18 protein-coding genes and 1 tRNA gene are annotated in these 24,626 nt (G+C 54.9%); 5 read left to right on the top strand and 14 right to left on the bottom strand.

Going from position 1 to position 24,626, the window contains the following annotated elements; all coding sequences use genetic code 11:
* The first annotated feature begins 7 nt into the window (after window positions 1–7).
* A complete protein-coding gene (gene recG, locus RKA07_RS00215) occupies window positions 8–2,083 on the top strand; it encodes an ATP-dependent DNA helicase RecG (protein WP_310965253.1) in 2,076 nt (691 codons plus the stop codon).
* A gap of 103 nt (window positions 2,084–2,186) precedes the next feature.
* On the top strand, window positions 2,187–3,551 hold the full coding sequence (locus RKA07_RS00210; RefSeq protein ID WP_310965531.1) for an HDOD domain-containing protein: 1,365 nt from the start codon (window positions 2,187–2,189) through the stop codon (window positions 3,549–3,551).
* 296 nt (window positions 3,552–3,847) lie between these two features.
* Here RKA07_RS00210 and RKA07_RS00205 read toward each other — a convergent pair whose 3' ends face one another.
* The 8 genes from RKA07_RS00205 to rpsU all read right to left on the bottom strand — a co-directional run bounded on the left by RKA07_RS00205 (window position 3,848) and on the right by rpsU (window position 16,033).
* Entirely contained in the window at window positions 3,848–4,303 is a 456-nt protein-coding gene (locus RKA07_RS00205; protein ID WP_310965251.1) for a DUF2489 domain-containing protein, read from the bottom strand.
* 19 nt (window positions 4,304–4,322) lie between these two features.
* Window positions 4,323–6,620: a molybdopterin oxidoreductase family protein gene (locus RKA07_RS00200; protein ID WP_310965249.1), complete on the bottom strand. Its 2,298-nt coding sequence runs from the start codon at window positions 6,618–6,620 to the stop codon at window positions 4,323–4,325.
* A 154-nt stretch (window positions 6,621–6,774) separates the two neighbouring features.
* Window positions 6,775–10,017: an Ig-like domain-containing domain gene (locus tag RKA07_RS00195; RefSeq protein ID WP_310965247.1), complete on the bottom strand. Its 3,243-nt coding sequence runs from the start codon at window positions 10,015–10,017 to the stop codon at window positions 6,775–6,777.
* Between the two features lie 13 nt (window positions 10,018–10,030).
* Window positions 10,031–11,368, bottom strand: a complete 1,338-nt coding sequence (aupA, locus tag RKA07_RS00190; protein WP_310965245.1) for an alkane uptake protein AupA — start codon at window positions 11,366–11,368, stop codon at window positions 10,031–10,033.
* 423 nt (window positions 11,369–11,791) lie between these two features.
* Window positions 11,792–11,868: transfer RNA gene (locus RKA07_RS00185), tRNA-Ile, on the bottom strand.
* Between the two features lie 100 nt (window positions 11,869–11,968).
* Complete coding sequence (gene rpoD / locus RKA07_RS00180) at window positions 11,969–13,822, bottom strand: RNA polymerase sigma factor RpoD (protein ID WP_200203556.1); 1,854 nt, start codon at window positions 13,820–13,822, stop codon at window positions 11,969–11,971.
* A gap of 108 nt (window positions 13,823–13,930) precedes the next feature.
* Complete coding sequence (gene dnaG / locus RKA07_RS00175; protein ID WP_310965243.1) at window positions 13,931–15,667, bottom strand: DNA primase; 1,737 nt, start codon at window positions 15,665–15,667, stop codon at window positions 13,931–13,933.
* Window positions 15,668–15,817: 150 nt separating this feature from the next.
* Window positions 15,818–16,033 carry a 30S ribosomal protein S21 gene (gene rpsU / locus RKA07_RS00170; RefSeq protein ID WP_072794797.1) on the bottom strand — a complete coding sequence of 72 codons (216 nt, stop codon included), beginning with the start codon at window positions 16,031–16,033 and terminating at the stop codon, window positions 15,818–15,820.
* Window positions 16,034–16,273: 240 nt separating this feature from the next.
* Here rpsU and tsaD point away from each other — a divergent pair, with 240 nt between their 5' ends.
* Window positions 16,274–17,332, top strand: a complete 1,059-nt coding sequence (gene tsaD, locus RKA07_RS00165; protein ID WP_200203566.1) for a tRNA (adenosine(37)-N6)-threonylcarbamoyltransferase complex transferase subunit TsaD — start codon at window positions 16,274–16,276, stop codon at window positions 17,330–17,332.
* 1 nt (window position 17,333) lies between these two features.
* Here tsaD and plsY read toward each other — a convergent pair whose 3' ends face one another.
* Complete coding sequence (gene plsY, locus RKA07_RS00160; RefSeq protein WP_200371708.1) at window positions 17,334–17,924, bottom strand: glycerol-3-phosphate 1-O-acyltransferase PlsY; 591 nt, start codon at window positions 17,922–17,924, stop codon at window positions 17,334–17,336.
* Between the two features lie 140 nt (window positions 17,925–18,064).
* Here plsY and folB point away from each other — a divergent pair, with 140 nt between their 5' ends.
* On the top strand, window positions 18,065–18,442 hold the full coding sequence (gene folB / locus RKA07_RS00155; protein WP_227714984.1) for a dihydroneopterin aldolase: 378 nt from the start codon (window positions 18,065–18,067) through the stop codon (window positions 18,440–18,442).
* Window positions 18,435–18,959, top strand: a complete 525-nt coding sequence (gene folK / locus RKA07_RS00150; RefSeq protein WP_200203571.1) for a 2-amino-4-hydroxy-6-hydroxymethyldihydropteridine diphosphokinase — start codon at window positions 18,435–18,437, stop codon at window positions 18,957–18,959. Before folB ends, folK (RKA07_RS00150) begins: the two co-directional genes overlap by 8 nt.
* Here the strand turns inward: folK (RKA07_RS00150) and pgi are convergent.
* The 5 genes from pgi to pcnB form a co-directional block, all read right to left on the bottom strand.
* A complete protein-coding gene (pgi, locus tag RKA07_RS00145) occupies window positions 18,942–20,603 on the bottom strand; it encodes a glucose-6-phosphate isomerase (RefSeq protein WP_310965530.1) in 1,662 nt (553 codons plus the stop codon). The two genes, folK (RKA07_RS00150) and pgi, sit on opposite strands and share 18 nt — an antisense overlap.
* A gap of 35 nt (window positions 20,604–20,638) precedes the next feature.
* Window positions 20,639–21,487, bottom strand: a complete 849-nt coding sequence (panC, locus tag RKA07_RS00140; protein ID WP_200203574.1) for a pantoate--beta-alanine ligase — start codon at window positions 21,485–21,487, stop codon at window positions 20,639–20,641.
* Window positions 21,484–22,278 carry a 3-methyl-2-oxobutanoate hydroxymethyltransferase gene (panB, locus tag RKA07_RS00135; RefSeq protein ID WP_310965242.1) on the bottom strand — a complete coding sequence of 265 codons (795 nt, stop codon included), beginning with the start codon at window positions 22,276–22,278 and terminating at the stop codon, window positions 21,484–21,486. Before panB ends, panC begins: the two co-directional genes overlap by 4 nt.
* A 72-nt stretch (window positions 22,279–22,350) precedes the next feature.
* The gene (gene folK / locus RKA07_RS00130; RefSeq protein ID WP_200203576.1) at window positions 22,351–22,848 is read right to left on the bottom strand and encodes a 2-amino-4-hydroxy-6-hydroxymethyldihydropteridine diphosphokinase; all 498 of its coding nucleotides are present in this window, start codon (window positions 22,846–22,848) and stop codon (window positions 22,351–22,353) included.
* The gene (gene pcnB / locus RKA07_RS00125; protein WP_227714987.1) at window positions 22,848–24,230 is read right to left on the bottom strand and encodes a polynucleotide adenylyltransferase PcnB; all 1,383 of its coding nucleotides are present in this window, start codon (window positions 24,228–24,230) and stop codon (window positions 22,848–22,850) included. The genes folK (RKA07_RS00130) and pcnB overlap by 1 nt, the downstream gene beginning before the upstream one ends.
* Window positions 24,231–24,626: the final 396 nt, after the last annotated feature.

Raw genomic sequence — 24,626 nt, 5'->3', positions numbered from 1 at the left:
CCCAGATATGGCATCACTGGATGACATCCCGGTTACGGAGCTCAAGGGCGTAGGAAGCGCCCTTGCCGAGAAGCTTGCGCGCCTGGGAATCTCATCATTACAGGATTTGTTGTTCCACCTTCCCCATCGATACGAAGATCGTACCCGCATTATCCCCATGGGTAGCTTGAGGGTAGGCGATGTCGCCGTTGTGGAAGGCGAGGTGATGAAGTCAGATCTGGTGATGGGGCGTCGTCGTAGCCTGCAGGTCACCCTGAAAGACAGCAGCGGGTTTCTGGTGCTACGGTTTTTCCACTTCAATGCCGCCCAGAAAAACCAACTCTCGGAAGGCGCCTGGGTTCGCTGCTTCGGCGAGGTGCGCCCGGGCCGTGCCGGATACGAGTTTTACCACCCGGAGTATCAAACGAACCCACCGGCAATGCCTACAGGGGAGCAGGCCACCCTTACGCCGGTCTATCCACTGACCGAAGGCATACAGCAACCCAGAGTAAGAGGTTTGTGTCAGCAGGCTCTGGGGTACCTTCAACGCCATCCTATACGTGACTGGTTGCCCGCTGAGTTGTTGGCGAGCTATCAGCTACCGGGAATTAATGAAGCCGTCCAGATGGTGCATTCTCCCCCAGCCAGTGCCCCGGTTCATCTTCTGATGGAAGGGCGCCACCCGGCACAGCAGCGCCTGGTGATGGAGGAGCTGCTGGCGCATCAGTTGAGTATGCTGCAGGTTCGTGAACAGATTCAGGCTCGGCAAGCTCTGCCCTTGCTCCCCACCGGCGACCTGGCAGAGCGTTTTCTTGAGGAATTGCCGTTTGCGCTCACGGGCGCTCAGCGACAGGTTATGAGTGAGATTCGGCAGGATCTAAGCCAGCCGCTACCCATGCTGCGCTTGGTGCAGGGGGATGTAGGCTCGGGTAAAACCGTGGTGGCCGCGCTGTCGGCAATTCAAACCATCTGCGCGGGTGCCCAGGTGGCGCTTATGGCACCTACCGAGATATTGGCTGAACAGCATTATCAGAATTTCAAAGGCTGGCTGGAGCCTTTGGGAATCCAACTGGCCTGGCTGTCTGGCAAGGTCAAAGGCAAAGCCCGGAAAGAGGCGCTGGAAGCCGTGCATACGGGTGCTGCCAGCGTAATTATCGGCACCCATGCGTTGTTTCAGGATGATGTGCTGTTTCACCGCCTGGCGTTGGTGATTGTGGATGAGCAGCATCGGTTTGGCGTACACCAGCGCCTTGCCTTGCGGGAGAAAGGCGTAGGCGGCACCCTGGCGCCACACCAGCTGATCATGACCGCCACGCCCATCCCCCGTACTCTGGCCATGAGTGCCTACGCCGATCTGGATACCTCAGTGATCGACGAACTGCCCCCGGGCCGAAAGCCCATTGAAACTATCGTCATTCCTGACAACCGTAGGGAAGATGTGATTGAGCGCGTACGCAGCGCCTGCACTGACGGTCGTCAGGCATACTGGGTGTGCACACTGATTGAAGAGTCGGAGGCCTTGCAATGCCAGGCGGCAGAAGTAACAGCGCAAGAACTGACTGAGCGCCTGGTGGGCCTGAAGATCGGGCTGGTGCACGGACGGCTCAAGTCGGCGGAAAAGGCCGAGGTAATGGAGCGCTTCAAACAGGGGGAGCTGGATCTACTGGTTGCCACCACGGTGATTGAAGTGGGTGTGGATGTACCCAACGCCTCACTCATCATTATTGAAAATCCGGAACGCCTGGGCCTGGCCCAGTTGCATCAGCTCCGTGGCAGGGTTGGGCGGGGTGAGCAGGCCAGCTTCTGTGTGCTCATGTACCATCCTCCGCTGTCGGCCAATGGCAAGGCGCGCTTGCAGGCCCTGAGAGACAGTCAGGATGGCTTTGTTATTGCCGAAAAAGACCTGGAGATACGTGGGCCAGGGGAAGTGCTTGGCACCCGTCAGACTGGCATGATGCAGTTCCGACTGGCAGACTTTGAACGGGACAAAGGTTGGATTGAGCCGGTGCGGGAGATGGCACCCGGGCTCATGAGGCACCCACAGCTGGTACAGGCTCTGATCCGGCGCTGGATGGGAGAGAAAATGCGTTACGGGGAGGTTTGAACCGGTGCATATCAATTTATACAGCTAAGTCATGGCCTATACTAAAAAACCAACGGCAGATTATGGTAGCCGGATGGCAAGCAGCGATACTCGGGAGAAAATGATGGAATTACCTGTCACGGTTCAACAGGCTTTGGGCGATTCAGCCAAAGGCGTATCATTGAGAGATATGCGCCAGGCTAATCAGCACGAGCTGTTGCGGATGGTGTTGCTCCACGACGGGCAGGAAAACCTTCAAGCCATTTGCTGCAAAGACGATTTGATTGATCTGGAACGATTGAACAAGCAAATGGGCCGGGACTTCCGGCTGATGAAGCCTCGCGAGCAGGTTCGCGTTAGAGAGCGCGCCGGCCTGAGGGAGTTACCGGCCCTGCCGTCACTTACGGGCTGGCCTACTATTGCGGATCGACGGATCGATGATTTGCCCTCGGTAGCCTTGGCGCTGGGAGAGCAAAACCTGGCGATGGTAATGCCAGCTGAAGAGTTTCGTACGCTAACAAAAAATGCGGATCGCCTGTCGTTCACGGTGGCATCGGAAAACATAACCGTGAATCTGGATGATCCGGATAACGATCGTAGCCAGCTGACCTTTGCCATCAAAAAATTCACCAGTCTGCGTATTCAGCAGCGCCTTGAAGACACTCTGGAGCTGCCGCCGCTGCCGGAAACCGCCCAGCGCATTATCCACCTGCGGGTAAATCCGAACGCTGTTATGGGGGATCTGGTTGATATCGTTGAGAGTGACCCCAGCCTGGCGGCTCAGGTGGTCAGCTGGGCATCTTCATCGTTCTATGCCGCGGCCGGGCAAGTGCGCTCTGTGCACGATGCCGTATCACGCGTTCTTGGCTTCGACATGGTAATGAACCTGGCGATGGGACTGTCGCTGGGGCGTGCGCTCAAGCAGCCCCAGGACCATCCAGAAGGCTACGTGGACTACTGGCAGCAAGCTATCTGGCAAGCTCAGTCGGCTGGTATTCTGTCGAGTATGATGCCTCGGGGTGAGCGGCCAATGTTTGGGTTAGCCTATTTGGCAGGTCTGCTGCACAACTTTGGTTACCTTCTGCTTGCGCAGGTTTTTCCTCCCCATTTCAAGTTGGTATGCCGCTCCCTGGAGGTGAACTCGGATATCGATTCCTCGGTATCGGAACACTATCTTTTGGGGATTACCCGTGAACAGATCGCGGCGCAGCTTATGGAAAACTGGGGTATGCCAGATGAGGTGACTCAGGCCATAAGGTATCAGAAAAGCAAAACCTACCAAGGCCCCCACAGTGTATACGCCCGGCTCCTGTGGCTTGGCCGCCAATTGCTTACAGAAAGGGGCATCGCTATGGGTGCAAATGCACCCGTGGGGCAGGAGATTTATGACGAACTCGGCCTCAATCGTGAACAGGTAGAAGAACAGTTTGATGAACTGGTGGCCAGCCGGGACAAGATTATGGCCATGGCCGGTATGATGAATCAGTGAGCACAAAAAAGCCGGCCTTAAAGGCCGGCAAGGTTTCCGCTCATTGCAGAGTCGTCCGAACGTAACAGGAGAAATAACCCAGGGCGATAATTGCAACCTTGAAACCAACCGTTAAAACCTTATCGCCCTGATTTCAAGTTAGACAACATCTGCAAAAAAGAAAGGTTGCCACTCAAGGGAATGAGAAGCTGAGCGCTTCGTCATTTTTAGTGAATTGAGCAAGCTTCTGATATCAAATCGATAAAATTATCATTTGTAGACATTTCTGTTACAAAATGACACAAATCTTGAGCGGGTCAGAAGCTGTGATTCCGGATGGCTGTTGCGGCACGACGTATTTCATCGGCGTAGCGCTTTTCCACTTCAAACCGCTCCTTATCCATCTTCTCCACAAAGCGCGTCTCGGTATTTTGGCGTGCTTGGTGAGTGGGCATGTGGCGAAGTTGCTCATACACCTCCATAAATACCTGATAAGGTGATTGTTCCATCAGCTCAGGAGCCACATGGTCCAGCAAGCCTTTCATGCGCAGGCAGGCCTCTGAATATTCGATCTGGTCTTCTTCTACGGCCATGGCAATAACACGAATGCTATCGACCATGTCCTTGCGCCGCTTCGCCTGGAAAGCCTCTGCTTTTTGTTGCCGTCTTCGGTTTTCGGCCAAGGTAACCATTTGCCGCCGGATAAAACCCAGCAGAACAAAGATGGCGATTGTGCCGGCAATAATCAGGCTCCATTGTAGCCAGTGAGGCATGCTGTTCTCCCAGTCTGGTTCAGGCGGGTACGGGTTGCTGTTCTGGTTCGCAGACTTTGACAGTTACTGGCTGACCATTCAACACGGAAGTACCTGCCACCGGGTCGGTTAGCTGATCGCTCAACACATCGTTGATGCTGGTGCCAGCATGGGCCGCCGCTGTGGATTGCTGTGTCCCTTCACGATCATGGCCCCAGCCATGGGGAATGGAAACCACTCCCGGCATCATGTCATCAGTAATTTCCACTGCCATTATCACCAGGCGATCATCGGCGCGGACCTCAGCGCGGCCGCCTTCTTTAAGCCCCAAACGGTTGGCGTCGTCCGGGTGTACCAGCAGTGTGCAGCGGTCTTTGCCTTTTACCAGACGGTGACTGTTGTGCATCCAGGAGTTGTTGCTGCGAATGTGGCGCCGCCCAATCAGTAGAAGCTCGTTTGGCGAATCTGGCACGGAGAGCTGCTGGTGGAGGCGTTCTACGTCTTTCAGATAGCGCCTTGGTGCCAGGTTGATCTTACCATCCCGGGTGAACAGACGGCCGGGTAGAGCGGGCCTCAGAGCGCCGAGGTCAATCCCGCTGGGGTTCTCCTTCAAACGCTTCAGGGAAAGCCCTTTAGGAAGCTTCTGCCACTGGGGATTGAGAGAGCTCAGCTTGGCCAAGCCACGTAAAGGGTGGTGCTTGGGCAGCAATTCCAGAACCCGCTTTGTGGCGGTTTCCAGAACTCCTCGGGCGCGCCCGGTATCTGTGCCATAAGGCCCGGTACGCAAAAGCACATCAACGATCGTATCAGGGCCTGCGCGTTTGAACGCTTGCCAGCCCAACTCGGAACGGATCGGCAGCTTGCCGCCCTTGCGTAATTTCTCAAGTCTATGCGCCAGTTCCAGCAGAATCTGCCAGTCATGACGGCTGTCCGGGCCCGCATCAAACAGGGCTTCGCTGTATTTCGATACATTGCGCACGGCCAGCATGTTGAAAATAATGTCGTAGTGGCTGCGTTCGAGCACGGCGGTTGGCGGCAGGATAATGTCGGCATGACGAGTGGTTTCGTTAATGTAGTAATCCACTGATACCATAAAATCCAGCCCGCTTAAGGCCTCGTCCAGCCGGCGCCCGTTCGGGCTGGAAAGCACCGGGTTGCCGGCAATGGTCACAAAGGCACGGATTTGTCCGTCGCCCGGGGTGAGTATTTCATCGGCCATGGTGCTGGACGGATATTCGCCCGCAAACTCGGGTAGCCCCTTAACCCGGCTGTGGCGGCTGCCAAAGTGCCCGCGCTGTCCAGACATGGCGCCGATGGCGATCAGATCAATGGCGGGTTGCGTAAACATCATGCCGCCGACCGTATCCAGCTTGCCCGTAAGAATGTTCAGGCAATACGCCAGCCAGGTTGTAATGCTTCCAAACGTTTGGGTGCTGGTGCCCATGCGAGTATAGAGCGCTGCTTTCGGCGTGTGTGCGAGCTGTTGTGCAAGATCGCGTATGGTTGTTGCCGCAATCCCGGTGCGTTCGGCAACCGCTTCTGGGGGGAAGGGTAGGGAAGCCAAGCGTAAAAGATCCAGGTCTTTAATAAGCTGTTCTGCAGGGCTGGGGTGAATTAGCTCATCTGCAAACAGCGTGTTCACCATGGCCATCAGTAAAAATGCATCGGTGCCAGGGCGAATAAAGTGAAACTCTTCGGCTTGCTTGGCGGTTTCTGTGCGCCTGGGATCCACCACAATCATCTTCCCGCCGCGCTTTTTAAGCGCTTTCAGCCGGCCACGGAAATCCGGCACCGTCATTAGGCTGCCATTGGACGCCATGGGGTTGCCACCAATACAGATAAACAAATCCGTGCGGTCGATATCCGGAATAGGGAACAGAACCTGATGGCCGAACATCTCCAGGCTTGCCAGCATGTGGGGAAGTTGATCATTGGAGGTGGCAGAAAAACGATTCTGGGAGCCGACAGCCCGAAGAAACGGCATGGTGGCGATTAATGAGCTGTGATTGTGGGCGTTGGGGTTGCCAAGATACACGCCAATACTATTGCGGCCGTGCGTTGTGCGGGTGCTGTGAAGCTTTTCGGCAACGGTTTTAAAGGCCTCATCCCACTCGATTTCTTGCCAGCCGGTGGCGGTTTTACGAACCGGCTTGCGCAACCGTTCCGGGTCCTCATGAAGATCCTGCAGGGCCACAGCTTTGGGGCAAATGTGCCCTCGACTTAGCGGATCATTGTCGTCTCCACGAATCGACGCAATGCGCCCCTCCTTCACTTCAATGGCAACGCCGCACATGGCTTCGCATAAATGACAGGTGCGGTAATGGGTGCCGTTTCGCATGAAGGTCTCTCCTGATGTTTTTGTTTTTATAAGTGGGTTTCATTGTGCAACCAGATTAGCAGGAAATTCGCCGCAGAGGGAAACGCCGGGTCGTTGTTTTGGGGATAAAAAAAGGCCAGTCCGGAGACTGGCCTTGAGAGTACTGTGGCACTATTTACTGCACTACGGGGAGATCCTTCACAGGATTCGTTACGAAGTTGAGATAAGTTCCTCCGATTGGAATCTGCAAGGGCAGTTTTATGGTTATCAGCCCGGCATTTTTCACCCCAAGGGCATTTGCTTTTACGGCGATATCCACCAGATTGGTATTGCGTTGCTCGATCTGCATTCGGCCATCATCGAAGAATGTGACATCACCTTCGAGCTCAAACACAAACTCCCGGCCGTACAGGTCATGAGTCCCACCAAGTGGAATAGCCATGTCAGGCGCATCCAGCATCAACTCAGCTTTCGTTTTGAATACTGGTTGCCCGTTATCACCCTCAACAATGACTCCAGGGATTAGCTGGTTTCGAGGGCAGTCAGACTGGGCTGCACAGCTCGGGTCTTTGGAATACCGCATACGGATCACTTGCGTATTAGTAATGGACTCTTCCATAAGAGGGATAAAGCCCAAAACCTTAAGCTCTACGAACACGCTAATAGATGTTGTCGCAAGCATTGTGGGGTATAGATTTACAAGAATGCCTTCCTCGCCCGTTGGCTCATAAATTCCCGGGCCAACCACCTCTGAGTTCAGTGCATATGTCTGATAGATGAACTTGTTTTTAGGGCATCTTTGCCCCGTTTCGCAGCCCACGCGAGCGTCTGCCTTACCGGAAACCAGTCCGGGAGTCGCTGATGCCTTGTTGTCTTTGACACGCAACTTGGTTGTGTTGGCGGAAGGGGCCCAGCCATCTGCATCGCTGCCCTCATGATCGAAGGGCTCAAGGCAATTGGCATTGTCGTTAGAACTGCAATCAATGCGGAAGTTGGCATTGGTGTCACGAATTGGCAGATTTCGCAGCGGAGTGAACACAGAATCCTGTGCGGCCACGCCCTTGAAGTAGATGATCATCGAGTTCTCACCGTTACCACCGCCGCTCAACCCTTCAAGCAAATCAGTCTTTAGTGTTAGTCCGTTCTCGCCACAGATTGACGTCGGGTTTGCTTGGTTACAGTCAGGTGTAGCTCTGTCGACTCGCATAGTGTAACGGTAGAACTCGCCGGGTTCCCATGGCTGGTCGGGGAAGAAGCGAATGCGCTGGTTGTTTTTCTCTAATCGGCCCGGTACAGGCTCGATCAGGGCTTTATTTGCGTCAACTTTCTCAACAATAAAGGTCTCTCCAGCACGTATTGAGCTCAACTTCATCGGCTGTGAAAACACCACAGTGATAGGACGGTCGGTGGGCATTTCGGAGACAGGTAATACGTCGCCCTTTTGCCCGCCAGACGTGGCGTCCCAGCACTGTCCATGAACACCGGCTGCAAGGTTAATGGCTTCAGCTGTTGTTTCACAGGGGAAGCCTGGATAGGTGGTTAATGCGAGAGGCGGAGCTTGTGCTACAGAAGGTACTGCAGTGTCAGTCCGGTCCAGGCTGAATGACAGGTCATCTGCCATGCTCACGTAGGGGTTTCCGGCAAGATCGGTCAATCCCAAGGCTGAAACCTTGTACTGAACACCTTGCTTCAAACCATCCTCCGGGTTCAGTGTGAGAGCTGTGCCATCCAGTTGCGTGCGTAGATTCTCTACAGGCTGCCCATTCGCTAAAAGGGTGACACCACCCTCGATGGACGCGGGGTCCAGGGGCTCGTCAAAGAACAGGATCACCGGATCACCGGGGCGGTGCATTGACTGTCGAGTGGCAGGGATGGCATCCGGGGCTCCGGGTGTCCAGCTCACCAGCTTGGGAGCCGTAACATCCAGTTCACGCAGCAGTTCGGCGTCCAGTACGGAATCGGCGTCGGTGGCGGCTTGGAGGTGGAATGAGATGGAAGCATCTGTGTATTCCTGCCCGAGCAGATTCGGCTCAACCGTGGCGATGGCATCAATTGTTAGCACGCCGTTTTTAACCAGAGCGATACCACGGAGTTCCAGACCCATAAGGTCTTGGGAGAGAGCGGCATTAGGCTGGGCTTCTGCCGTGTTCATGGAAACATCCATAAACAAGGTGATCTGCCGGGGAGCATTGATGTCGTTGGTGTAGGCGTTCGGGCTCAGGTAGCCCGATGCATCGGAGAGCATGGTTACCTTGATGTCGCCAGTTGTCTGAAGCTGATTGGTCGCAGCGTCAAGAACAGGCACCTTGCCTCCAACAAGTATGTCCAGGCTGGTACTTCGAAGGACACTTCCTTTGGCGATGCGCAACGGCAAGGCTTCTGATGCTTTAAATGCAGGCGCATAGGCAAGTTCAGCAAACAGGTCGCCGGTCTGCTGAGAAGGAGCTGTGACACCCTGAAGCACGGAGTTCAGTGTGATCCCGTTGATAATCTGGCCGTTCAGGATAGACGTGGTTAGTTCATTCTCATCCGTCTCGCCTGCTGCCAGGCCAGAGTCTATAGCACTTTGCTGCAAAACAACCGTAGGGCCAGTCTCACGGGGAGTGAAATTGAATTCACCGGTAAACCGGTTTTCCGAGCCTGAGTTCGTCAGGCTTGCCAGATTCGTGAATTTAAGTGTGTAAGTTTCACCACTATCCAGAACGTCGTCCTTGCCACCGCATTGCACCTGGCTAGGCGCCATACAGGGGTCAACAGTAACGCGGTTGCCTTTAACCAGAACCGTTGCGGGTACTGGCTGGCCGTCTTTGTCCAGCAGTTCGACCGAGCCACCAAGTTTTTTCCAGTCTGGATGGACTGGCTGGGTCATGGCAAAGCGGAATGTAGAAAAATTCAGTGTCATGAAGTTTTGATCAGTGTGGTCGTCGCTCGCCGGAACCATCCAATCAACACCAAAGCTATCCGAGATGTTTGCCAGCCCTGCTGAGCCGGAGAAGCTGCCTCGGGTCTGGAACTGAATGCCCGGATCACCCACGCCATTGGGCGTGTCGATCAAGCGCCCGCCTTCAGCTTTGAGTGGCTCATTGAACACCACAGAATAGTCTGTGGCAGTACTCAACGGGCCGCTTGTTGTCAGCTTCAGGCTTCTGCCGCCATCAACTTTCTCCGCAGTGAACGGAACTGCTGTGCCGTTCGAGTCCACATTGATTTTGCTGATGAGGTCAGCGTCGTCCTCAGTAATCGCGTGGGAGAATCGGAGAACAATATCCGTTTTAGGGCTGATGCCCGCTTGCCCATCGGCCGGGTATGAATAGATCACCGAGCCAGCCGTGGTTTTCTGATTCATGGTCTGTTCATCTCCGCCACATGCTGCTAGCAGCAAGGCGGGAATCAATGCCAGGGTTTTATTGTATTTCATGGCAAACATCTCCTCAGAACTTCAGGGTAAGGGAGCCGCTGATAACGTGGATATCGCCGTCTGCTGTTACGCCGGTTTCAGTGCCATCAAAATCTACCAGGGTAAAGTCGCGCCCTTGCAACTGCTGGTATTGGTAGCCCAGATCAAAGCGAACAGGGAAGGCCAGAAGGCGAGTGCGGTCATAGGTGGCACTTATGCCGAGGCCAACCACTATTTTGTCCGTATCCAGGTAGTTGATTTCAGGGTTGCGAGTGGTTTTCAGAGGTGATTCCTCATAGGCCACGCCGCCCCGGATAGAGAAGTTCTTATTGATGTCGTACTCAGCCCCAATGCGTGGGATTACCGTGTCCTTGAACTGTATACGGTCGGATGCGGGGGTGGCGGCCTGGTCCTTGATGGTGTCGCCTTTGAAGACTTCTGACAATTCAGACCAGTTCTGCTGCTCCACGCTACCGCCGAAGCGCCAGCCGTTGCCTTTATACTGTGCGCCAACGCCAAAAGTTTCCGGTTGGAAAGAGTCGATGGTGGTTACGGCAAGGCTAAGGCCCGGGTCCGGGATGGTTTGCGTAACAATGATGCCCGAATCAACGGTTGTAGACGCAGATGATTTGGTGCGATAGGTAAACGCTGTTTCCCAGCCCTGCAAAAAGCAGTTGCTTTCGGGGCAGAAGGTGCTGCCGAGATCAATGCTCGTGCCAAGGATGGTTTTGATTTGTGGCTCAGCATTAACTGCCAATCGTTCCCGGCTGGTTTCCCCGCCGAGTGTCGACACGGCTTGAAGATCAGCCGTTGCGTCCAGAGTTATACGGGCGGATAGCCCTACTGAAATGCCGCGCCAGACTGGAGTGGCACCGCCTACGTTCAAGAACAGCGGCTCCTTACCATATTGAAGAAACTGCCCGCTGTTCGATGTCTGTGAATCGAATGCCAGCATTTCCTTGCCGTACTTTTCAACACCGGCAATGAAACCCAGGTAAATAGGGTGGTTAAAGCGCGTGAGGGAGCCCAGGTTGGTTTTCATGCCAATAAGCACGTGCTGACTGGGGGAGCTGGAAACCACATCTCCGTTTGCATTCGGATTTGTAGACCGCAGTTCTTGCTCGGCGTGCAAAATACCTGAGGTCAGTTCGCCGCGCTCGTCCCGGGTCAGAGCCGCCGGGTTGTAGTAAGTGGCGGAAACCTGGTCATTAAACATGGAGAGAGATTGAGCGGTAGCAACGTCTATGGGCATTACGCCAAAGGTTGTACCGATGTTGCCCATGCTGGCGGATGCTGACATGGCGAAAGTGGTGGATACTGCTGCAACCGCTAGGCTCAGCGCCCGTACTGAAAACCGGGTGGTAGGAACCATTAATACACTCCATTTATCGCGTTGTTTTTAGACTTGACCGTATGCTCGTCATCCGGGAAGTGGGCGACTCAGTCACGGCTGGTTCGTTTGTTCATGTCACAGTGTATGAGGCTTGTTGTTTTAGGGCCTTGGCATGTTTGACACGGTATCGTGTCGAAATGACCATTTTCGGTGCGGGATCTATAAAAGACAATGAATACAGCAGCTTGAGGTGTGTTGGATTTGCCAGGTCAGATCAGGCAGTGTGTTGAGGTTCTGTAATTGTGAATCACACCTCAGATTTCACTTTGCGCTAAGCGTCAGATTTTCTGATGAGCGTTGATCCTGTCTCTTTCCTGGAGAGGGAAAGAGTAAGGCAGGTAGAAAGGGGAAAGCCAGATACAACAAAGCCTGCTCGAAAGCAGGCTAAGTCGTTGAAAATAATGGTGGGCCCACCTGGACTCGAACCAGGGACCAAAGGATTATGAGTCCTCTGCTCTAACCAACTGAGCTATAGGCCCGTTCAGCGTACGCTGTTTGGAAAGTATTTTCCCTTGAGGGAAGCAAAGCGGGCGCCATTATACCGGGGAGGTGCGGCGCCCGCTACTGTTGTGTGCTGCTTTATCCGTTGCCCTGATCGTCTATAAAGCCACGCAGGTGATCGGAGCGGGAAGGGTGGCGCAATTTGCGCAGTGCCTTGGCTTCGATCTGGCGGATTCGCTCACGGGTTACGTCGAACTGTTTGCCGACTTCTTCCAGTGTGTGGTCCGTGTTCATCTCAATGCCGAAGCGCATGCGCAGTACCTTGGACTCACGGGCGGTAAGGCCTGCGAGAACCGAGCGAGTAGCTTCGCGCAGGCCTTCAGCCGTTGCAGAATCTACCGGCGAAAGGGCCTGGATGTCTTCGATAAAGTCGCCCAGATGGCTGTCTTCATCATCGCCGATCGGAGTTTCCATGGAGATTGGCTCTTTGGCAATCTTCAGGACCTTGCGGATCTTGTCTTCTGGCATTTCCATACGCTCACCCAGCTCTTCTGGAGTGGGTTCGCGACCCATTTCCTGCAGCATCTGGCGAGAAATACGATTGAGCTTGTTGATGGTTTCAATCATGTGCACCGGAATACGAATGGTGCGAGCCTGATCCGCTATCGAGCGAGTAATGGCCTGACGAATCCACCAGGTGGCGTAAGTTGAGAATTTGTAGCCACGACGGTATTCAAACTTGTCGACGGCTTTCATCAAGCCAATGTTACCTTCCTGGATCAGGTCGAGGAACTGTAGACCGCGGTTGGTGTATTTCTTCGCGATAGAAATAACCAGACGCAGGTTGGCCTCAACCATTTCTTTCTTGGCGCGGCGGGCTCTTGCCTCGCCAATAGAAACTCGACGGTTGATCTCTTTGATGTCGACAACATCAAGGTCCACATCAATCTGCACGTTCATGATGCGCTTTTGGAGGCGGACGATTTCGTCCATGCGCTCGTTAATGGCAGAAGCGTAAGGCTTTTTGCTTTTGGCGATTTTCTCGCCCCATTCCTGGTTTGCTTCGTTGCCCGGGAATGATTTGATGAAGTCCTTGCGTGGCATTTTACACTCGCGCACACAGATCTTCATGATGGCGCGTTCGTTTTCGCGTATCAGATCGTTGGTTGAGCGAACAACGTTCACCAGCTCGTCAAACGCCTTGTTGCCCAGTTTGAAGGGTGCGAAAACCAAGCCCAGATCGTTCAGGGCTGCCTGGGTTTTCTTGTCGCCCCGGCCATGCTTGGCCAGCAATTTGTCTGCTACTTCCAGCTTTTCTTTCAGCAGCTCAAACCGCAAGCGCGTTTCTTCAGGATCTGGACCGCTTTCTGGTTCTTCCTCTTCCTCTTCTGCATCGTCGTCTGCATCTTCGTCAGATGTGTCGTCAGTGGAAGCTTCGGGCTTGGCTGGCGGTTCCGGCATGAACGGTTCTGCGTCGTCCGGGTCCAGGAAGCCTGTGATGATGTCGGTAATACGACCTTCATTCTCGATGATGCGGTCATAGGCCTGGATAACGGTGCCGACGGTGCCCGGGAAGTGGGCTACGGCTGCCATAACATCGCGAATGCCTTCTTCGATGCGCTTGGCAATAACGATCTCGCCTTCGCGGGTCAGCAGTTCCACTGTACCCATTTCGCGCATATACATGCGTACAGGGTCTGTGGTGCGACCGGCGTCGGATTCCACGGCGGCGAGAGCGGCGGCGGCTTCGGCGGCAGCAGCTTCGTCTGCGGTGGAGTCACCGTCGGTCATCAGCAAGGTATCGGCATCCGGCGCCACTTCGGATACCTGAATGCCCATATCGTTGATCATGCGAATGATGTCTTCGACCTGATCCGGATCGGCAATGTCTTCCGGGAGGTGGTCGTTTACCTCGGCGTAAGTCAGGTAGCCTTGTTCCTTGCCTCGTGCGATGAGGTCTTTCAAACGTGATTTCTGCGAATTGCCTGACATAGACACCCTGTGAACTCGCTTAAATAAATAAAAAATGAAACAGCCATTATAGCTGTCGCTCTAATGCACTGCCACCGAATGGTTAGATGGTGATCAATGCGCAAAGTTTCAAGTGCTGCTCTCCGGGGTTCCCCCGCTAAGCTCTCGCAGTTCCTGCCGTTCGTCGGCGGTAAGATTTGCGAAGTTACGTAAAAGTGTAGCCAGCTTTTGCTGTCTTGTTGCTTCTTCGTTGGGGCTCAACAGTTCTCGTGCTGCGGCCAGCGTGCTTTCCCGGGTTGGGATGTGCTCAATGCCATCAAACAGATTGTAGAACCGTTCGCGTGCCTGGCTATCCATTGCCAGCGTTGTTATAAGTGATTTCCGGTCCCGGATTTTTCGCTCCAGAATAAAACCGGCAAATGTCATAGCCTGATTAAATTGGCGCGAGCTGCGCGCCAGTTCGGTAACTTCAGTGGCCAGATCTGGCGCTTCCAGCAGGGCAAGGCACAAGATGCTGTCTTTGCTCAACTTTACATCGATGCGCTCTTCCGTAACCCGGTCGCGGCGTTCGCCTTTCCAGTTGCCCTGTTGTTGGGGCTTACGGCCTTGCCACTGGCTACGGCCCCCGCAGAGCCGAAGCATTTCGTGCCACATTGCATCCCTGAGGGTGCTTCTGGGCATTTTGTTCAGGAGCGGCTCCGTTCTCGCCCTCAGCTCGCCCCGATTTTCTGGTAGCTGAAGATCCAGCCCTTCGCTCTGACGATCAAACAGATACCGCGAGAACGGCGTTGCGCCATCGATGCGCTTCTGGAACGCATCCGGACCTTCCTTGCGCACCAGGGTGTCCGGGTCTTCGCCTTCTGGCAGCATCAGGAATTGCAGGTGTAACCCGTCTGCCATCAGTTCCAGGGCGTTTTCCATGGCCTTGTCGGCTGCTCGGAATCCGGCCTGGTCGCCATCGAAACAGAATACAATATGCCGTACCTGTCTCAGCAGGGCGGTGAGGCTGTCCTGGTTCGTAGCTGTGCCCAAGGTCGCTACGGCGTAGTGAATGCCGTTTTGCGCCAGGGCAATAACGTCCATGTAGCCTTCTACCACGAGCAGCTTGTCGAGCTGCTTCAGGGCCTGCTTTGCTTCAAACAGGCCGAATATTTCACGGCTTTTGTGAAATACATCCGACTCCGGAGAGTTGATGTATTTGGCTTTGTCATCACCGAGAGTCCGTCCGCCGAAGGCGATGGTTTTACCCCGGCTGTTCCGAATAGGAAACATGACCCGGTTGCGGAAAAGATCCCTTGGCCTGCCGTACTTGTCCGAGACGGTGCCGGTTTCGATCAGCGGTCCCTGCAAGTCTTTGCTGGCAACATCAAATAATGCGGTGCCTGTGGCAGGCGCATAGCCCACCTGGTACTGCTTGATAATGCTGTCGTCCAGCCCCCGCTGCTTTAAGTAGTCGCGGGCGAAAGAGCCTTGCTGGCCGTTAAGCGCCGATTGATAGAAGCGGCTGGCAAAGTCCAGTGCGTCGGTCAGGGTGCGCGCTTGCTGTATTTCATGCTTGGCCGCCTCATCGTACGGCACTTCGAGCCCCGCTCGGCGGGCTAGCTCTTCTACAGCATGGGTAAAGCCCAAACCTTCAAATTCACGCACAAAGCTTATGGCGTCACCATGGGCGCCACACCCAAAACAGTGATAAAAGCCTTTATCTGGCCTCACATTGAACGAGGGCGTTTTCTCATCGTGAAACGGGCAGCACGCCTTGTAGTTGGCGCCAGCCTTTTTGAGAGTGATGCGCGAGCCGATCAGCTCTGCCAGATCTACCCGGTCGAGCAGGTCTTCGACAAAGCGTTGGGGGATCAGTCCGCTCATAATGGCTCCACATCAGGCCCGTGGCGTACGAGGGCCAACAGCCAAAAATGCCGCCGAAGCCAGGCCCCGGCGGCATTTCTTGGTCGCTCTGTGCAGCCTGTGGCTGTACAGGCAATCAGTGCTTTGCAGTCAAGCGGCGTCTGCGGTAACTCAGTACAGACGCTCGAACTTGCGCTGTTCCCGCTGAAGCTTCTTGAGATGACGCTTAACGGCAGCAGCAGCTTTACGCTTGCGAACGGAAGTCGGCTTCTCGTAGTGCTCACGACGACGTACTTCTGAAAGTACACCTGCTTTTTCGCAGGAGCGCTTGAAGCGACGCAATGCTACGTCAAACGGTTCATTCTCTTTCACTTTAACAGCTGGCATTCGACAATCACCTACCTGATAGATTCGGTTTCATTTAGATGCGCATCTGGCGGTGCCAGACTGGCTCGATCCCTGGTCAGATTGGCTAAAACTCGACCAGTTCGTAATTTAGGGCGGCAATGATAGCGCCTCGGTCGTGGCAAGGTCAATGTTTGTTCGATGAAACTGCCAGTGAGTTTCGGGTTTCTGCTAAAATGCAGCTCGTTTATTCATTTACGCCAACCTATGTGGCCAGGTTATATGCTGATTCTGGGTATTGAGACTTCCTGTGATGAAACCGGTGTTGCGTTGTTCGACACTGAAAAGGGGCTTTTGAGCCACGCTTTGTTCAGCCAGATCGATATGCACGCTGATTATGGCGGCGTAGTGCCAGAGCTGGCATCCCGTGACCACGTTCGCAAACTGTTGCCCTTGTGTGAGCAGGTGCTTGCAGAGGCTGGTCATGTTCGTGACGACATTGACGGGATTGCCTACACCGCAGGGCCAGGCTTGATTGGTGCGCTAATGGTGGGCGGCTCGGTGGCCCATGCTATGGGTTTTGCTCTCGGTATCCCGGTGCTGGGAGTACACCACATGGAGGGCCATTTGTTGGCTCCCATGCTGGAAGACAACCCGCCAGCCTTTCCGTTTGTTGCTTTGCTGGTGTCGGGAGGGCACACACAGCTGGTGCGGGTGGATGGTATAGGGGAATACCAGATGCTTGGGGAGTCGGTAGACGACGCTGCAGGTGAGGCTTTCGATAAAACTGCAAAGATGCTGGGGCTGGATTACCCGGGTGGCCCTCGGGTCGCGGCGCTGGCGGAAAAGGGCGTGCCTGGCCGTTACCGTTTTCCCAGGCCTATGACCGATCGTCCAGGGTTGGATTTCAGTTTCAGTGGCTTGAAAACCTTTACGCTGAATACAGTCAATGGGGAGAAAAAGACGGCGGAGGGCCTGAGTGACCAGGTTCGGGCTGACATTGCCTTGGCATTTGAAACAGCTGCCGTAGATACCTTGGTGATCAAATGCCGTAGAGCGCTGGAGCAAACTGGCTGTGACCGGCTGGTGATTGCAGGTGGCGTAAGTGCCAACAAGCGGTTGCGGGCCGGCCTGGAGAAAATGGCTGAAAAGCTCCGTGCCTATGTGTTTTATGCGCGTCCGGAGTTTTGCACAGATAATGGAGCGATGATTGCGTATGCCGGGGCCCAGCGCATGAAGGCAGGCCAGCGTGACGGAGAGCGCATTGTAGCCGTGCCGAGATGGCCAATGAACACATTGCCACCCCTCAGTGAGGCCCGGGTGAACGGGCTGGTGGAATGAGCTAGAGGCTGGTTTCCCGGCCTTGTGCCAGCCGGATCAGGTTGTTGCGGTGGCGCACAACAACCAGGATCGCCAGCAAGCCGAACATGGGGAGAGTTTCCGGTTCTATGAATGCGCTTATCAGGGGGCCGCTGACAATGGCGATCACAGAGGCTAACGCCGAGATTCGCCAGCGCCAAATGACCAGCAGCCAGAGTGTAGCCATGGAGGCAGTGGTGACCGGAGCCAGAGCAAGGCCTGCACCAAGGGCTGTTGCAACCCCTTTGCCCCCTTTGAATCGATAGAAGACCGGGATCATATGCCCGGTAACCGCGAAGAGCGCCACCATTGCCTGAGTCAAGGCAGACAGACCTGCATTATATGCGAGCCAGACTGGCAGCCAGCCTTTGGCGGCATCCAGTGTCAGAGTAATCAGTGCCGGGCGCCAGCCCCCGGTGCGATAAACATTGGTGGCCCCGGGATTGCCTGAGCCCTGTGCCCGAGGGTCGGGCAGCCCCCAAATCTTGCATACCGGCAGCGCAAACAGTACTGAGCCCCCCAGGTAGGCGCACATACAAAGCAGAACAGTTATTACGGGGTCACTCAGGAACATTTGTGCGCTCAGAGACGAAGACGTGTGAGGGTAAAATGTGCGAAAATGCCGGCCCTCAATTTACAGGCTGGCGACGTTACAGTAGTCGCAGTTTGTACGTTATTCAATCAGCAGTGTGTGGGATTGCCCCGGGAGCCCTCTTGGCAGACAGCGTATTGATCGAAGGCCTGGTTGTAGAAACCGTGGTAGGAGTATACGACTGGGAGCGCGATGTAACCCAGGCTCTGGTTGTAGATCTCGAAATGTCTTGGGATAACCGAATTCCCGGTGCGTCTGATGATGTCACGGATGCGCTTGATTACGCATCGGTCAGTGAGTGTGTAGAGCACTGTCTGAAAGAGCTCAAACCAAAGCTGTTGGAGCACGGTGCCGAGGTTCTTGCAGAGAAACTGCAAAGAGAGTTCGGAATTGGCTGGCTGAGGTTAACGCTGCGCAAGCCCGGAGCTGTGCCTGCAGCCCGATCTGTCGGTGTTTGCATTGAACGGACTGCATGCAAAGGAGTACCCGGTAATGCCTGATCAGGTTCCTGTATATATCAGTGTCGGCAGCAATATCGACCGCGAGCGCTATGTGAAAGCGGCTCTGGATGCTCTGGCAGGCTGGTTTGGTGAGCTGGAGATTTCTCCAGTGTATGAGAGCGAAGCGGTAGGGTTTGATGGTTCGCCATTCCTGAACCTGGTGGTGGGCGTGAAGACCAATCTCGCAGTGGGTGAGCTTTCGCAGCACTTCAAGCAGCTGGAGGCCGAAAACGGTCGACGACCGGAAGCTCCCAAGTTCAGCGCGAGAACGCTGGATCTGGATATTCTGACCTATGGGGAGGCAGTAGGTCGTCTCGATGGCGTGGAATTACCCAGGAGCGAGATACTTAAAAACGCGTTTGTGTTGCGGCCCCTGGCAGATATTGCCCCGGGAGTGAAGCACCCTATATGCCGCAAGAGCTACCTTGAGCTTTGGCAGGCTTATAATACCGGCCAGAAGCTCTGGCCGGTTAACTTCAGCTGGCAGGGCAGGGTGATTTCAACCGCTGTTTGCTGAGCGGAATAGCGCTATCAGGTTGTCTGTAGCGCTGTCAGTTGCCTCATCTGACTTTTCAGCCCCAAGCAGTCTTGGCCGAATGTTTTCACCCAGCTTCTTGCCCAGCTCGACTCCCCACTGATCAAACGAATCAAGGTCCCAGATAACGCCCTGCACAAAGGTTCGGTGTTCATACAGGGCGATCAGCGCGCCGACGGTTTCCGGAGTTACTTTGCTCATCATCAGCGTGTTGCTGGGCTGATTGCCAGGGATCACCTTATGTGGCGCGAGGCGGTCAACTTCTGCTTCCGTCAGACCGCTGGCTGCCAGTTCCGCTTTAGCTTCTTCCAGTGTTTTGCCGGCCATCATGGCCCGGGACTGGCCCAGGCAGTTGGCGAACAAGTCGGCATGATGGGTCGCAACCGGGTTGTGGGTTTGCAGAGGAATTATGAAGTCGGCCGAAATCAACCGGGTGCCTTGGTGAATCAGTTGGTGGTAAGCGTGCTGGCCATTGGCACCTACACCGCCCCAGATGACAGGGCCTGAGTGGTAGTTCAGAGGCTTGCCTTGTTGATTAACCCGTTTGCCGCTGCTTTCCATATCCAGTTGCTGAAGGTGATCTGGCAAGCTGCGCAGGTAGTGGTCGTAGGGCAGTATGGCGTGGGTTTCCGCGCCCCAGAAATTGCTGTACCAGATGCCCAGCATGGCCATCACAACGGGTAGATTCTTTTCCAGGGGAGTGTCCCTGAAATGGTTGTCCATGGCGTGGGCGCCAGCGAGCAGAGCCCGGAAGTTATCCATTCCAATGGAGAGTGCTACAGGCAACCCAATCGCCGACCAAAGTGAGTATCGGCCACCAACCCAGTCCCACATGGGGAATACGTTGTCAGGGTCTATGCCGAATTTCTGTGCGGCATTTACGTTGGCAGTAACCGCCATAAAGTGGCTGGCGACAGCCTGCTCGTTACCGCTGCACTCTATAAACCACTTTCGCGCGACTTTGCTGTTTTCCAGCGTCTCTCTGGTGCCAAAGGATTTCGACTGAACCAGAAAAAGAGTGGTTTCAGGATGTACTTTTGCCAGGGTTTCGCTGATTTCTGTGCCGTCAATGTTGGCCACATAGTGGCAGCGAATGCCGGGTGTCCGATACGGCTGTAGCGCTTCGGTGACCAGCTTGGGGCCCAGAAACGAGCCGCCAATGCCAATGCTGACTACGTCGGTGAACGCCTTGCCGGTATAACCGGTGCGCGAGTGGTTCAGCACCTCCGTTACGAACGTCTCCATACGATCCAGGGTGGCGTTCACTTCCGCAATTACATCCTGGCCGCCGACAACAAGAGTGTCTGTTCCGGGGTTGCGCAGCGCTGTGTGCAGTGCTGGGCGGCCCTCGGTAATGTTCACCTTGTCGCCGCGCAGTAAGGCGGCCCTGCGATCTTCAAGCTTCCGACTGCGTGCCAGAGCCATCAGTGCGCCAAGGGACTCATCGGTAAGCCGGTTTCTGGAAAAATCCAGAGAGAGGCCGGCACCTTCAATGAAATACCGGCTTGCTCGCTCCGGGTCATCCACAAAAAGCGTCTTCATGGGGCAGTTTTGCAGGCTTTCCCTGCATGCCACTAGCGCCTGCCATTCGGGAGACGATGTCAATGCAGCGTCTGGCGAAATCATCATAGAGTCCTTTCCTGGTATTTTGGCATAAGGCTTCAGCGGGTTACTGAGATGTTATCAATCAGTCGGGTGGAGCCAAGATAAGCGGCAGCCAGCAGTGTCACTTCCCTGTCTTCCTGCGTGGCGGGCTTCAGAGTCTGGCTGTTTGCAATGTTGAAGTAATCAAGGCGCAGCCCAGCTGCCCCCAGGCTTTCACCAGCCTCTTGTGCGAGCGCAAGGAAGTCATCGCGCCCATCAACAATCTTGGCTGCAGTAGCCTGCAGCACTTGGTATATAACCGGCGCAGTCTTGCGGTCTTCTGCAGAGAGGTAGCCATTGCGTGAGCTTTTGGCCAGGCCGTCATCTTCCCGCACAGTGGGTGCGCCGATGACTTCAACCGGAATCATCAAGTCTCGCACCATCTTGCGAATTACCGCCAGCTGCTGAAAATCTTTTTCGCCGAATACGGCGAAATCCGGCTGGATCATGTTGAACAAGACAGAAACCACCGTTGCAACGCCTTCAAAGTGCCCTGAGCGGCTGGCTCCGCAGTGGCCATCACTGACATCAGGAACTATGACACGGGTGTGCCGGGCAAGACCGTCCGGGTAAACTTCTTCCGCAGAGGGTGCAAAGACCAGAGTGTTTCCCGCTTCATCGAGTTTGTTCTGATCATCGATCAGGGTGCGTGGGTAGGTGTCCAGATCTTCGTTGGCACCAAACTGCATCGGGTTCACGAAGATACTGGTGACCACAACGTCTGCTGCTTCGGCAGCTTTGCGAACCAGTGAGATATGCCCCTCATGCAGGTTGCCCATGGTAGGCACCAGGCCAATGGTTTTTTCCTGCTGGCGGTAACCGCGGAGGATGGCGCGCAGCTCTTTCAATGAATGGACGGTTCTCATGCCTTGAACGTATGCTCCTCGGCGGGGAAGGTGCGCTCACGTACGGCTTTATCGTAGGCGGCAATGGCTTCCTGAATAGAGTCAGTCTCTGCCAGGAAATTTTTCACAAACCGTGGCTTTCTGCCTGTGGTAACTCCCAGCATGTCGTGCAGCACCAGAATCTGGCCATCGGTATCTGCGCCGGCACCAATGCCGATCACAGGTGCTGTAACAGCTTTGGCAATGCGGGCGGCCAGCGGTGCAGGAACACATTCCAACAGAATAACGTCAGCGCCGGCTGCTACCAGCTCGCAAGCGTGGTTGATCATCAACTCCGCGGCCTTTTCATCGCGACCTTGAACCTTGTAGCCGCCAAATTTATTGACGAACTGAGGGGTTAGGCCCAAGTGCGCGCATACCGGTACAGCTCGCTCGCTCAACGCGCTGATGGTGTCTTTCATCCAGTCGGTGCCTTCCAGTTTGACCATGTGGGCGCCAGCGCGCATGAGTTCTGCCGCATTTTCAAGGGCTGCCTCTACAGTGCCATAACTCATGAAAGGCATGTCGGCCATGATCAGCGAGCCGCGGTTGCCTTTGGCTACACAGCTAACGTGATATACGATCTGATCCATGGTTACGGGCAAGGTGCTGTCGTGGCCTTGAAGCACCATGCCCAGCGAGTCGCCGATCAGAATAACGTCCACACCGGCTTCGCTCACTACCTGAGCAAAGGTAGAGTCATAAGAGGTGAGGGCGGAGAAGGCTTCGCCCTTTTGTTTGTATTCCAGCAGGGTGTTGATGGTAACAGCCATAATATCCTTGCCTTTTGGGTAGGTGGGCCAAGACCGTGCCGGGATGACCGGCGTTTAGTTGCTATGTAACTGCTAAGGGTAATCCCGAGGTGGAAGTTTGCGCAACCGGTTGTCAGGGCATTGTGCCCTCAAGTTAGCGATTGTGGTGCCGTCAGGCAACTTCAGGCCCGGATTCAGGTCCAAAAGCGGCTGAAGGACAAAATCCCGGTTGGGGAGCTCTCGGTGGGGAACGGTAAGCCGGTCGTCATCCAGAACCTGGTTGCCGAATATCAGCAGGTCAAGATCAAGCGTGCGGGGCCCCCAATGTTCCAGCCGTTCCCGCCCGTGGGCCTGTTCAATGGCCTGAAGTTGATCGAGCAGGGCGTGGGGCTCAAGTTCGGTGGAAATCCACGCGGTACCGTTCACGAAATCTGGCTGATCCTGGGGGCCGACAGGGCTACTGGCGTAAAAGGGCGATTGTGCGACCAGTGTTGTCGTGGGTAGGGCGGCCAGTTCTGCAACCGCCCTTGCCAGCTGGGCGACGGGCTCTTGCAGATTACTGCCCAGGCCAATGAAGGCATCGGTTTTCATCAGGGTGCAGGCCGCTTTACCGGTTTGCGGCGACGGCGCTTTTTAGGGGCGTCGCTGCTGAGTTCTGAAAGCATGCGCTCTTGGCCACGCTCGTCCATACGCTGAAACTCTGTCCACCACTGGCCCAGACCTGGCTCGATCTCACCACAATCTTCCCTGACCAGCAGGAAGTCGTAGGCGGCGCGGAATCTTGGGTGGCTCATGGTTACAAACGCTCGCTTGCCTTGGCGGCGGGGCAGGCGCATCTGGAGTTCCCAGATTTCCTTCATGGGGCCAGAAAAACGCTTGGGTATAGACGTTGCCTGTACCTGGCGGCCAATGACCTTGCCGATTGCACCGTGCAGAGCTGGCTGCACCGGGTCGCCGTTATCCTGGCGGTGGTTCCATTCTCTTTGCAGCGCAGGCCAGAGCATGGCGGCAAACAAAAAGTAGGGTGTGACGGACTTCCCTTGGGCTATACGGCTGTCGGTATTGCGCAATGCCTGACGAATCAGTTCATCCGACTCCCCGGCTTCGATGGCTTTTACGGTTTCAGGAAATAGTGGTTCCAGCAGGTTGTAGTGGCTGAGAAGCTCGTAGGTTGCTTCGCCGTAGCCGGCTGAAAACAGCTTCAGAACTTCTTCAAACAAGCGCGCTGGTGGGATGTGAGTCAGTAATGGTGCCAGTGCCCGAATGGGTGCTTCTGTTTCGGGCTCAATGTCAAAATCCATCTTTGCGGCGAAGCGGATTGCGCGAAGCATGCGCACAGGGTCTTCGCGGTAGCGGGTTTCGGGGTCGCCAATTAGCCGGAGTTGCCGGTTTTGGAGATCTTCCATGCCGTTTGCAAAGTCGACAACGGTAAAGTTCCGGATGCAGTAATAAAGTGCGTTGACGGTGAAGTCCCGGCGCAGTGCATCTTCTTCGAGGTTGCCGTAAACATTGTCTCGCAGTAACAGGCCATGCTCGCTGGTTTTGCGATCATCATCCGTGTTGCTGTCATCTGCGTCTGTCGCATTGCCGCGGAAGGTAGTTACTTCGATAACCTCGCGCCCGAAAACAACGTGAACGATCCGAAAGCGCCGGCCTATGAGTCGGGAGTTGCGGAACAGGTCGTGCACTTCCTCCGGGGTGGCGTTGGTGGCTATGTCAAAATCTTTGGGCTGTCGTCCAAGGAGCGCGTCGCGTACGCCTCCGCCAACAAGGTATGCCTCATAGCCGGAGTTATTGAGTCGGCTGAGAACCTTCTTGGCGGGCTCACTGATAACAGAACGTGAGACGTTGTGCTGATCCCTGGGAATCTCGCGTCGTTGGTAGGCTCGAGCCTTTTTCTTCCCGTTGCCGGGGATGAAGGAGCGGAGCTTATCGACGGATTGCTCGAAAATGGAGGAAAGTGTTTTTGACATTGAAATCCGTGGTTGCGTTGAGCAAAACCGAGAGTTTAACGGTTTGAGCAGGATTTGCACACGTTTGCCGTGGAATCTTGCATACCCCGAATAATCAAAAGGCGGATTCGCTTACACGAATCCGCCCTCAAAACGTTGACGATCTGCATTGTTTTTATTTTTGTTCGGGATTTTTCTTCGTTTTTTTACCCCACTGTGTATCCCCAAAACCAGGGCTTCTCAGTAGTGCAAACGGAAAGCTTTGAACACAATGAGCAGTCAAAGACATCGAGCAAGTTATTGGTAGGTGCTGCGTCACCTCAAGGGTGATTCTTCTCTGCATCTCTACAACTCACACAAGCCAAGGGACTACCAAAAAAGCAAAGTACCCAAAACACTCAGTTCGCTCACGTTCTA

The organism is Marinobacter xiaoshiensis, assembly GCF_031631795.1.
Taxonomy (GTDB): Bacteria; Pseudomonadota; Gammaproteobacteria; order Pseudomonadales; family Oleiphilaceae; genus Marinobacter; species Marinobacter xiaoshiensis.
This window is presented reverse-complemented; position numbering and strand designations above follow the sequence as displayed.